This is a genomic window from Falsirhodobacter sp. 20TX0035 (genome assembly GCF_028307215.1).
Taxonomy (GTDB): Bacteria; Pseudomonadota; Alphaproteobacteria; order Rhodobacterales; family Rhodobacteraceae; genus Falsirhodobacter.
The window spans coordinates 53,154-62,254 of sequence record NZ_JAQMHV010000001.1; the positions used below are offsets into that span (position 1 = coordinate 53,154).

General features: G+C 66.3%; 12 protein-coding genes and 3 tRNA genes. 11 read left to right on the plus strand and 4 right to left on the minus strand.

Annotated features, from left to right (window positions below; all coding sequences use genetic code 11):
- The first annotated feature begins 105 nt into the window (after positions 1 to 105).
- Positions 106 to 315, plus strand: coding sequence for a DUF1127 domain-containing protein (locus tag PIJ50_RS00265; protein WP_271971684.1), 210 nt, complete (start codon positions 106 to 108; stop codon positions 313 to 315).
- Between the two features lie 444 nt (positions 316 to 759).
- Here the strand turns inward: PIJ50_RS00265 and PIJ50_RS00270 are convergent, their stop codons facing one another.
- A complete protein-coding gene (locus PIJ50_RS00270) occupies positions 760 to 3,102 on the minus strand; it encodes an ATP-dependent helicase (RefSeq protein WP_271971685.1) in 2,343 nt (780 codons plus the stop codon).
- On the opposite strand from PIJ50_RS00270, the gene PIJ50_RS00275 reads away from it, so the two are divergent.
- From PIJ50_RS00275 to hisH, 6 genes are all read left to right on the plus strand, one after another.
- Positions 3,101 to 3,310, plus strand: coding sequence for a hypothetical protein (locus PIJ50_RS00275; protein ID WP_271971687.1), 210 nt, complete (start codon positions 3,101 to 3,103; stop codon positions 3,308 to 3,310). The genes PIJ50_RS00270 and PIJ50_RS00275 overlap by 2 nt on opposite strands.
- Positions 3,311 to 3,378: 68 nt before the next feature.
- Positions 3,379 to 3,573, plus strand: a complete 195-nt coding sequence (locus PIJ50_RS00280; RefSeq protein WP_271971689.1) for a hypothetical protein — start codon at positions 3,379 to 3,381, stop codon at positions 3,571 to 3,573.
- A gap of 162 nt (positions 3,574 to 3,735) precedes the next feature.
- Positions 3,736 to 3,810 (plus strand) — tRNA-Gly (locus tag PIJ50_RS00285).
- A gap of 21 nt (positions 3,811 to 3,831) precedes the next feature.
- Positions 3,832 to 3,906: transfer RNA gene (locus tag PIJ50_RS00290), tRNA-Gly, on the plus strand.
- Between the two features lie 64 nt (positions 3,907 to 3,970).
- Positions 3,971 to 4,555, plus strand: a complete 585-nt coding sequence (gene hisB / locus PIJ50_RS00295; protein WP_271971691.1) for an imidazoleglycerol-phosphate dehydratase HisB — start codon at positions 3,971 to 3,973, stop codon at positions 4,553 to 4,555.
- Positions 4,555 to 5,184 (plus strand): imidazole glycerol phosphate synthase subunit HisH, encoded by a 630-nt coding sequence (hisH, locus tag PIJ50_RS00300; protein ID WP_271971693.1) that lies wholly within the window; start codon positions 4,555 to 4,557, stop codon positions 5,182 to 5,184. Before hisB ends, hisH begins: the two co-directional genes overlap by 1 nt.
- Here hisH and PIJ50_RS00305 read toward each other — a convergent pair.
- Positions 5,181 to 5,561 carry a DUF2147 domain-containing protein gene (locus tag PIJ50_RS00305; protein WP_271971694.1) on the minus strand — a complete coding sequence of 127 codons (381 nt, stop codon included), beginning with the start codon at positions 5,559 to 5,561 and terminating at the stop codon, positions 5,181 to 5,183. The two genes, hisH and PIJ50_RS00305, sit on opposite strands and share 4 nt — an antisense overlap.
- 93 nt (positions 5,562 to 5,654) lie before the next feature.
- Between PIJ50_RS00305 and hisA the strand changes: the two genes are divergently transcribed.
- From hisA to PIJ50_RS00320, 3 genes are read left to right on the plus strand one after another with little or no spacing between them, the layout of a single operon-like run.
- On the plus strand, positions 5,655 to 6,371 hold the full coding sequence (gene hisA / locus PIJ50_RS00310) for a 1-(5-phosphoribosyl)-5-[(5-phosphoribosylamino)methylideneamino]imidazole-4-carboxamide isomerase (protein ID WP_271971696.1): 717 nt from the start codon (positions 5,655 to 5,657) through the stop codon (positions 6,369 to 6,371).
- A 28-nt stretch (positions 6,372 to 6,399) separates the two neighbouring features.
- A complete protein-coding gene (gene hisF, locus PIJ50_RS00315) occupies positions 6,400 to 7,161 on the plus strand; it encodes an imidazole glycerol phosphate synthase subunit HisF (RefSeq protein ID WP_271971698.1) in 762 nt (253 codons plus the stop codon).
- Positions 7,158 to 7,466 carry a phosphoribosyl-ATP diphosphatase gene (locus tag PIJ50_RS00320; RefSeq protein WP_271971700.1) on the plus strand — a complete coding sequence of 103 codons (309 nt, stop codon included), beginning with the start codon at positions 7,158 to 7,160 and terminating at the stop codon, positions 7,464 to 7,466. Before hisF ends, PIJ50_RS00320 begins: the two co-directional genes overlap by 4 nt.
- Here the strand turns inward: PIJ50_RS00320 and PIJ50_RS00325 are convergent.
- Both PIJ50_RS00325 and rlmB read right to left on the minus strand, forming a co-directional pair.
- Complete coding sequence (locus PIJ50_RS00325; RefSeq protein ID WP_271971702.1) at positions 7,456 to 7,866, minus strand: CoA-binding protein; 411 nt, start codon at positions 7,864 to 7,866, stop codon at positions 7,456 to 7,458. The genes PIJ50_RS00320 and PIJ50_RS00325 overlap by 11 nt on opposite strands.
- A 241-nt stretch (positions 7,867 to 8,107) precedes the next feature.
- Positions 8,108 to 8,890, minus strand: a complete 783-nt coding sequence (gene rlmB, locus PIJ50_RS00330) for a 23S rRNA (guanosine(2251)-2'-O)-methyltransferase RlmB (RefSeq protein WP_271971704.1) — start codon at positions 8,888 to 8,890, stop codon at positions 8,108 to 8,110.
- Between the two features lie 109 nt (positions 8,891 to 8,999).
- Between rlmB and PIJ50_RS00335 the strand changes: the two genes are divergently transcribed.
- Positions 9,000 to 9,083: transfer RNA gene (locus tag PIJ50_RS00335), tRNA-Tyr, on the plus strand.
- Positions 9,084 to 9,101 lie beyond the last annotated feature (18 nt).

A 9,101-nucleotide genomic window follows, 5' to 3' on the forward strand; every position in this document is an offset into this window, starting at 1 on the left:
GAAGCGGGATTGTGCAGATGCAGCAAAACCCGCACATTGGCTTCAACAGCGCAGGACATGGCAACTGCCTTCGATAGCGCAAACACAGACACAAGGTGAAAGACCATGGCTCAGGCAGCCTCCGCTCAGATCGCTTCGAATGGCGCCCGCTTTGGTGGCCTGCTCGACGTGATCAAGTCGGGCCTCCAGCGCCGCGCCCTGTATCGCCGGACCCTAGCGGAACTGAACGTTCTGTCGGCCCGCGAACTGGACGATCTGGGACTGGCACGTTGGTCCATCCGCAATGCCGCCCGCGAGGCTGCATACGGCAAGTGAGTTTCCTCGTCCGACCCTCCCTCCTCCCCGGGCCGGACGAACAGCGGTAGCATCTCCCTCCTCCCCGATGTTGCCGCACCTTTTCGAAGCCTCGTGCTTCACATCAGATGCGTTCGGCCCCTCCTCCTCCCTGGGCCGTCCGTTACGCGGCGGCCCCCTCCTCCTCCCTGGGGTCGCCGCAAAAAATTCCTCGGTGGCCCTCCTCCTCCCTGGCCACTGACGATACGGCGGCGCCCCTCCTCCTCCCTGGGCGCTGCCACCCTCTTCGGTCACCACCTCCTCCCCGGTGGCTGCAAGGCTGGAACGGCGCCCCTCCTCCTCCCTGGGCGATGTTCTTTCAGATCGACGGCCCCTCCTCCTCCCTGGGCCGGACGTGACAGAAACGGCGGTGCCCCTCCTCCTCCCTGGGTGCCGCCGTTTTCTTTTGTCCGGTATCCGGTGGTGTCAGAAGGGAACGTCGTCCGCCCGATCGGCGGCCACGACGAAGCTGGCCACGATCTTCTTCGACCCCGCCTTGTCAAACGCCACGTCCAGCTTGTCACCTTCCACGCCCTGCACGGTGCCGTAGCCGAACTTCGTGCTGAACACGCGATCGCCCGTGGTGAACTTGGCCACGGCCTGAAGGTCGATCACCACGTTCTTCGATTCGCGCGGCTGCGACATGGGCCGCGATGTCGCGCGATCCTGCATCCGCTTCCAGCCGGGGGAGTTGTAGACGTCCGCGCTGGCCACCCGCTGGTCCATGGGCGTCGCCGCCGCCCCGAAACCGCCCCCGTAAAGGCCGGGCGGCGTCAGCACTTCCACATGCGCGGCGGGCAGTTCGTCGATGAAGCGCGAGGGAAGCGCCGATTGCCATTGCCCGTAGACGCGGCGGTTGGCGGCAAAGGACACGGTGCAGATCCGCTCCGCCCGCGTGATGCCGACATAGGCCAGCCGCCGTTCCTCCTCCAGGCCCTTCAGACCGGATTCGTCCATGGCGCGCTGCGACGGGAACAGCCCATCCTCCCACCCCGGCAGGAAGACGGCGGGAAATTCCAGCCCCTTGGCCGCGTGCAGGGTCATGATGGACACCTTCTCGCCCACCTCCCCCTGCTCGTTGTCCATGATCAGGGCCACGTGCTCAAGGAAGCCCTGAAGGTTCTCGAACTGCTCCAGCGCCTTCACGAGTTCCTTGAGGTTTTCCAGCCGGCCCGGCGCCTCGGGCGTCTTGTCGTTCTGCCACATGGCCGTGTAGCCGGATTCGTCGAGGATCGTCTCGGCCAGCTCGATATGGTTGTGCTCGCGCAGGGTGGCCGCATGCCAGCGGTCGATGCCTTCGACGAACTGGCGTAGCTGGCCCGCGCCCTTGCCGCCGATCCCGCCCTGCGCCAGAAGCGCGCGTGCGCCTTCCAGAAGGGGCATGTCGGCCTCGCGCGCCGCGCGCTGGATGGATTGCTGCGCCTTGTCGCCCAGACCCCGCTTCGGGGTGTTGACCACGCGTTCAAAGGCCAGATCGTCGTCCGGCGACACCGCCAGCCGGAAATAGGCCATGGCGTCGCGAATCTCCAACCGTTCATAGAAACGCGGGCCGCCGATCACGCGGTAGGGCAGACCGATGGTCAGGAACCGGTCCTCGAAAGCGCGCATCTGGTGGGAGGCGCGCACAAGGATCGCCATCGAATCAAGGCCGACCGGGTCCATGCGCCGCGTGCCGCGCTGCATCGCCTCGATCTCCTCGCCGATCCAGCGGGCTTCCTCCTCGCCATCCCAGTGGCCGATCAGGCGCACCTTCTCGCCGCCCTTGGCGGCCGTCCACAGTGTCTTGCCCAGACGCCCGGCATTGGTCGCGATCACGCCCGAGGCGGCCGCAAGGATGTGCTCGGTGGAGCGGTAGTTCTGCTCCAGCCGGATGACCTTGGCACCGGGAAAGTCCTTCTCGAATCGCAGGATGTTGCCCACCTCGGCCCCGCGCCAGCCATAGATCGACTGGTCGTCGTCCCCCACGCAGCAGATGTTCTTGTGGGCCTGCGCCAGAAGCCGCAGCCACAGATACTGGGCCGAGTTGGTGTCCTGGTATTCGTCCACGAGGATGTAGGGCAGCCAGCGCTGGTATTGCGCCAGCACGTCGGGATGATCCTGGAAGATCGTCAGCACATGAAGCAGCAGGTCGCCGAAATCGACCGCGTTCAGGGATTTCAGGCGGTCCTGATACTGTTCGTAGATCTCGGTCCCGCGGTGGTTGAAGGCGCCCGCCTCGGCCGCGGGCACGCGGCGCGGGGTCCAGGCGCGGTTCTTCCAGCCGTCGATGATTCCCGCCATCATCCGCGCAGGCCAGCGCTTCTCGTCGATGTTGGCGGCGACGATCAGCTGCTTAAGCAGGCGGATCTGGTCGTCGGTGTCCAGAATGGTGAAGTTCGACTTCAACCCCACCAGTTCGGCGTGCCGCCGCAGGATCTTCACGCTGATCGAATGGAAGGTGCCCATCCAGGGCATCCCCTCCATCCCACCCAGCAGACGGCTGACGCGGTCCTTCATCTCGCGCGCGGCCTTGTTGGTGAAGGTCACGGCCAGAATCTCGTTCGGGCGGGTACGCTGCGTGTTCAAAAGGTGCACGATTCGCGAGGTCAGCGCCTTGGTCTTGCCCGTCCCCGCCCCGGCCAGCATCAGCACGGGACCGTCCAAAGCCTCCACCGCCGCGCGTTGCGCGGGGTTCAGGTCCTCCAGATAAGGCGTGGGGCGCGCCGCCATGGCACGCTGGCTCAGCGGCACCGCCGCTTCGAAGGCATCGAAATCATCGGATCCGGTCATGGCGGGAAAGATAGCCCTTGGGACGGGAAATGAAAAGCGTTCTGGATCTGTTCACCGGAAAGCGATGGAAGGTCAAGGGGTTCGCATCGGGCCCGAAAACCCGACGCTTTCGGTTCCAAAACCGACTGTTTTTCTTGCTTCGGCATACCTGACGAAACCTGTCATCTATATGATTTTGTTAAATAATATCTTGACGCATCCGGCGTGACGACTTAGATCCATTCCAAGGAAGGCCGAGCGCCTCCGACTGAACAAGCTTCTGATGGAGATTCGGATATGACCAAGCATTGCGCCGAGTGTGTGTTTTTCGAAGACCATGTCGCCAACGGCACCCCGGCCGTCCGCGACGCGGGCCTGTGCCGCTTCAACCCGCCGGTCACCCAGCCGTCCGCCGATGCGCGCGGCTTCTGGCCGGTCGTAACGGCGAACGACTGGTGCGGCCACTTCACCGGCCAGATCGCGGCCGAATAAGGATCGCCGGCACGCCAGCCAGCCGCGCATCGCGCCGCCAGCCAGCACGCCAGCGTCATCGGGGCGGCACCGCAGGGTGCCGCCCCTTTGTTTTCGGTCCCTTGCATTTTTCCTCTTGCGCCCGTCGGCGGGCTGGCCTAAATCCCCGCCAGTCCAAACGGTGCGGGCGTAGCTCAGGGGTAGAGCATAACCTTGCCAAGGTTAGGGTCGGGCGTTCGAATCGCCTCGCCCGCTCCAATTGGACCGATGATCTGAAGCGCGGGCGTAGCTCAGGGGTAGAGCATAACCTTGCCAAGGTTAGGGTCGGGCGTTCGAATCGCCTCGCCCGCTCCAGATCACCAAGACATTGCAGGGGTTTCCGCCGCGCCTTATAAGGCACCGCACAAGGAGACCCGCGATGCGCCAAGCCGAGATCACCCGCAAGACCGCCGAGACCGACATCACCCTGTCCATCGATCTGGACGGGACCGGTGTCTACGATGTCGAGACGGGGGTCGGCTTCTTCGATCACATGCTGGACCAGCTGTCGCGCCATTCGCTGATCGACCTGACGCTGCGCGCCAAGGGCGACACGCATATCGATGATCACCACACGGTCGAGGATTGCGGCATCGCGATGGGCCAGGCGCTGACCAAGGCCCTGGGCGACAAGAAGGGCATCCGCCGCTATGGCTCCTTCCACCTTGCGATGGACGACGCGCTGGTGCGCTGCGCGCTGGACCTGTCGGCCCGGCCCTTCCTGCACTGGAACGTCCCCTTCCCCACCGCCGCCATCAAGACCTTCGACACTGAACTAGTGCGCGAGTTCTTTCAGGCCCTGTCCACCCATGCCGGCATCACGCTGCATGTGGACCTGATCCACGGCGTCAACAGCCACCACATCGCCGAGGCGACGTTCAAGGCCGTCGCCCGTGCGCTGCGCGAGGCGGTGGAGCCGGACCCGCGCAGCCCTGGCCTGCCTTCGACGAAAGGGATGCTCTGATGCTGACGGTTCTGGTCGATTACGACAGCGGCAACCTGCATTCCGCTGAAAAGGCGTTCCAGAAGATGGCGGCCGACACCGGCGGCACCGTCCTCGTGACGGACAGGCCCGAGGATGTGGCCCGCGCCGACCGCATCGTGCTGCCCGGCGACGGCGCCTTTCCGGCCTGCCGCCGCGCGCTTGGCGCCTATGGCGGGCTGTTCGAGGCGATCGAGGAGGCGGTGACCGTCAAGGGCCGCCCCTTCCTTGGCATCTGCGTCGGCATGCAGATGATGACCACCTGGGGCCGCGAATACGAGGATGTGCGTGGCTTCGACTGGGTCGGGGGCGAGGTCGTGAAGATCGACGCCCATGGCCTGAAGGTGCCGCACATGGGCTGGAACGATCTGGTGATCGACCATCCGCACCCCGTTCTGGAGGGGATCGCCACCGGCGATCACGCCTATTTCGTCCACTCCTACCACTTCCGCGTGGCGGATCCGGCCGAACGGCTGGCCTTTGCGAACTATGGGGCAGAGATCACGGCCATCATCGGGCGGGACAACATGGTGGGCACCCAGTTCCACCCCGAAAAGTCGCAGGCCACCGGCATGCGCCTGATCCGCAACTTCCTCGGCTGGCGCCCTTAATCCAGGCGCTGCCAGACCCCGCCCGACCGGCAGATGCCCAGCAGGCAGCCGCCCACGTCCAGCGTGTCGCCCTTCAGGATCAGGCGGGCGGCATAGCTTTTCCCATTGGCGGGATTGATGACCCTTCCGCCCGAATAGGTGCCGTTGGCCCCCGTCACGTCGCGAAACACGGTCCGGCCCTGGATGTCGGACGGGACCACCCGCCCCTGCGCGTCCAGATCCCCTGCCACGGTGCCGCAGAAGGCCGGGCCGCAGGGCGCGACCTGCACGAGACCCACCCCGCCCTTTCCGTTGGGCGTGGTGCGCCAGGTCCCCTCGATCGGGTCGGCGGCGAAGGCGGGGCCGGCCATGGCCAGCAGGGCAAGAAGGATGCGCATGGTTCGCAGCTAATCCACGCGCACGGCGCGGCAAGGTTTGCGCGCGTCCCCAAGCCGCGCTAGGAAGCGGCAAACCAAATCCGGAGCCGCGCCATGATCCTCTACCCCGCCATCGACCTCAAGGACGGCCAGTGCGTGCGTCTTCTGCGCGGAGAGATGGACGCGGCCACCGTGTTCGGCGACGATCCCGCGGCGCAGGCGTCCAAGTTCGTCGCGGCGGGCTGCGAATGGGTGCATCTGGTGGACCTGAACGGCGCCTTCGCCGGCCAGCCGGTCAACGCCGCGGCGGTGGAGGCGATCCTGTCCGCCGTGAACGTGCCCTGCCAGCTGGGCGGCGGCATCCGCGACATGGCCACGATCGAGATGTGGCTGACCAAGGGCCTTGCCCGCGTCATCCTTGGCACCGTCGCCGTGGAGAACCCGGATCTGGTGCGGGACGCCGCCCGCGCCTTCCCCGGTCAGGTGGCCGTCGGCATCGACGCCCGCAAGGGCCGCGTCGCGACCAAGGGCTGGGCCGAAGAAACCGATGTCATGGTGACCGACCTTGCCCGCAGCTTCGAGGATGCGGGCGTGGCCGCCATCATCTACACCGACATCGACCGCGACGGCGCCATGGGCGGCCCCAACATCGAGGCGACGGAGGCGCTGGCCCGCGCCGTGTCGATCCCGGTCATCGCTTCGGGCGGTGTGTCGCGGATGTCGGACCTGACGGCCCTGCGCGACACGGGCGTGATCGCCGGTGCCATTTCGGGCCGTGCCCTCTACGATGGCGCGATCGATCTGGCCGAGGCGCTGGCCGTTCTTCGCTGACCGCAACCTTTCACCCGCCGGTGACCCCATGCTGAAAACCCGCATCATTCCCTGCCTGGACGTCGCCGATGGCCGCGTGGTCAAGGGCGTGAACTTCATCGACCTGATCGACGCCGGCGACCCGGTGGAAGCGGCGCGCGCCTATGACGCGGCGGGCGCGGACGAGCTGTGCTTTCTCGATATCCACGCCACACATGAAAACCGCGGCACGATGTTCGATCTGGTGACGCGTACGGCCGAACATTGCTTCATGCCGCTGACCGTCGGCGGGGGCGTCCGCACGCCCGAGGATGTGCGCGCCCTTCTGCTGGCGGGGGCCGATAAGGTGTCGTTCAATTCGGCCGCCGTGGCGGATCCGGACGTCGTGGCACGCGCGGCGGACCGGTTCGGCAGCCAGTGCATCGTGGTCGCCCTTGACGCCAAGACGGTGGAGCCGGGCCGGTGGGAGATCTTCACCCATGGCGGCCGCAAGCCCACGGGCATCGACGCGGTGGAGTTCGCACGCACCGTCGCCGCAAAGGGCGCCGGAGAGATCCTGCTGACCTCCATGGACCGGGACGGCACGCGGTCGGGCTTCAATATCCCACTGACCCGCGCGATCTCGGACGCGGTGAACGTGCCCGTCATCGCCTCGGGCGGCGTCGGCACGCTGGATCATCTGGTGGAAGGTGTCACGGAAGGCGGTGCGTCCGCCGTGCTGGCCGCGTCGATCTTCCACTTCGGCACCCACACGATCGGCGAGGCCAAGGCCCACATGGCCGCCGCCGGCATTCCGATGAGGATGGCATGACCGCACTGGAACGCCTTGCTGTCACCGTCGCCTCCCGCAAGGGGGCCGATCCCGACACGTCCTGGACCGCGAAGCTGCTGGCGAAAGGTCCTGAGAAGTGCGCCGAGAAGTTTGGCGAGGAGGCCGTGGAGGCCATCATCGAGGCCGTGAAGGGCGACCGTGCCAAGCTGACGGCCGAGGCGGCGGACGTGCTGTATCACCTGCTGGTCATGCTGACCGCGCGCGACGTGACGCTGGCCGAGGTGCTGGCCGAACTGGAACGGCGCGAGGGCACCTCGGGGATCGAGGAGAAGGCTAGACGCTGAGGCGCGGGATCTCGATCGCCGGGCAGCGGTTTTCCACCACCTGAAGCCCATGCGATTCGGCCAAGGCCCGCGCCTGCGCGTTCGCGATGCCCAACTGCATCCAGACCGTCTTCACGCCCTTCAGCGCCACGGCCTGTTCCACCACGGGCAGCACCTCCTCGGACCGGCGGAAGATGTCCACCATGTCCACCGCCACGGGAAGCGAGGCCAGATCGGCCACGACGGTTTCACCCAATGCTTCCGTTCCCGCCTGCCCCGGATTGACCGGCAGAACCCGGTAGCCTCGCGCTTTCAGGAAGGCGGCCACCTGATGGCTGGGCCGCGCAGGATTGGGCGACCATCCGACCACGGCGATGGTGCGGGTGCTGGTCAGGATGTCCCGGATGGTGTCATCAGTCATGCAGGCCTCCAGCCAAAAAAAACGCCCGATCACGAAGACCGGGCGAAAGTTACGGAACGAGGGACAGTGAAGTCAGGAAACGGGGGTTCCGACCCCGTCCTGAAAACAAGATAGGGCCCCCAAAACAAATTGGAAGCCCTTTCGCGATTCTGTGAACATTTCATCTGAAAAAAGTTGGGGCTGTCAATCGACCCCAACCTGTTCTGCGCTTCATGTGGCAGACCCGCCACAGGATTGCAAGTCACCCGCGCGTGATCGCCGCATAAAGAGAGATGGCGGCGGCGTTGGACACGTTGAGCGAGCCGAAGCCGCCCGTGAAGGGGATGCGCACCAGCTTGTCGCAGGTGTCGCGCGTCTTTTCCCGCAGCCCCGGACCCTCGGCCCCCAAGACCAGCGCCACCGGGCGGTCGCCCACTTCGGCCAGCGCCTCGCCAAGGGTGATGTCCGCCTCGCCCTCCAGCCCCAGCAGGACGAAGCCCATGGCGCGCAGGTCTTCCATGGCGTCCGACAGGTTCTGGACGCGCAGATAGGGCTGGCGTTCCAGCGCACCGGACGCGGTCTTGGCCAGCGCGCCTGTTTCGGGCGCCGAATGACGATGGGGCGCGATGACGGCGCGGGCGCCGAACACCTCGGCCGAGCGCAGCACGGCGCCCACGTTGTGCGGATCGGTCACGCGATCAAGGCAGACCACCAGCGGCGCCCCCGCCCCGGACGAGCACACCTCGTCCAGGCTGCCCCAGGACAACGGCTTCACCTCCAGCGCCGCGCCTTGGTGCACCGATTCCGGATCGATCGGCACGTCGAACTTGCGCGGGTCCACGATCTCCGGCTCCATCCCGCTTTGGGGAATGGCGTCGGCCAGCCGGTCGGCCGCGTTCTTCGTCACGACCAGACGCAGCTTTTCGCGCGCCGGGTTCAGCAGCGCATCCCGCACGGCGTGGATGCCGAACAGCCACACCGTCTCGGCGGCCGAGGCGCGCTTGGCCCGCTCCTTCTCGATCACCCAGACCGGTTTCTTGCTCATCGCTTGGCTCCCTTGGAAGGCCGCGACAATCGCCCAGCGGGCCCGTCGGCGCAAGCGGAACTTTCCTGCTTGACGCCCGCGACGGGCTTCTTTATGTCCCGCCTCCAGTGGGCGACGTGCTGCAAGGTGCGGCAGCGGACTGTAACTCCGCCGAGGCGACTCGTGCCTGGTTCGATTCCAGGGTCGCCCACCATCTTTCCTTCCCTCCGCG

Excerpts from the sequence above, each read along its gene's own strand:
- PIJ50_RS00280 (WP_271971689.1), top strand. The coding sequence starts at position 3,379 with ATGACCAAGCATTGCGCCGAGTGTGTGTTTTTCGAAGACCATGTCGCC.
- PIJ50_RS00270 (WP_271971685.1), bottom strand. The coding sequence starts at position 3,102 with ATGACCGGATCCGATGATTTCGATGCCTTCGAAGCGGCGGTGCCGCTG.
- PIJ50_RS00265 (WP_271971684.1), top strand. The coding sequence starts at position 106 with ATGGCTCAGGCAGCCTCCGCTCAGATCGCTTCGAATGGCGCCCGCTTT.
- PIJ50_RS00305 (WP_271971694.1), bottom strand. The coding sequence starts at position 5,561 with ATGCGCATCCTTCTTGCCCTGCTGGCCATGGCCGGCCCCGCCTTCGCC.
- hisB (WP_271971691.1), top strand. The coding sequence starts at position 3,971 with ATGCGCCAAGCCGAGATCACCCGCAAGACCGCCGAGACCGACATCACC.
- PIJ50_RS00275 (WP_271971687.1), top strand. The coding sequence starts at position 3,101 with ATGGCGGGAAAGATAGCCCTTGGGACGGGAAATGAAAAGCGTTCTGGA.
- PIJ50_RS00320 (WP_271971700.1), top strand. The coding sequence starts at position 7,158 with ATGACCGCACTGGAACGCCTTGCTGTCACCGTCGCCTCCCGCAAGGGG.
- rlmB (WP_271971704.1), bottom strand. The coding sequence starts at position 8,890 with ATGAGCAAGAAACCGGTCTGGGTGATCGAGAAGGAGCGGGCCAAGCGC.
- hisF (WP_271971698.1), top strand. The coding sequence starts at position 6,400 with ATGCTGAAAACCCGCATCATTCCCTGCCTGGACGTCGCCGATGGCCGC.
- PIJ50_RS00325 (WP_271971702.1), bottom strand. The coding sequence starts at position 7,866 with ATGACTGATGACACCATCCGGGACATCCTGACCAGCACCCGCACCATC.
- hisH (WP_271971693.1), top strand. The coding sequence starts at position 4,555 with ATGCTGACGGTTCTGGTCGATTACGACAGCGGCAACCTGCATTCCGCT.
- hisA (WP_271971696.1), top strand. The coding sequence starts at position 5,655 with ATGATCCTCTACCCCGCCATCGACCTCAAGGACGGCCAGTGCGTGCGT.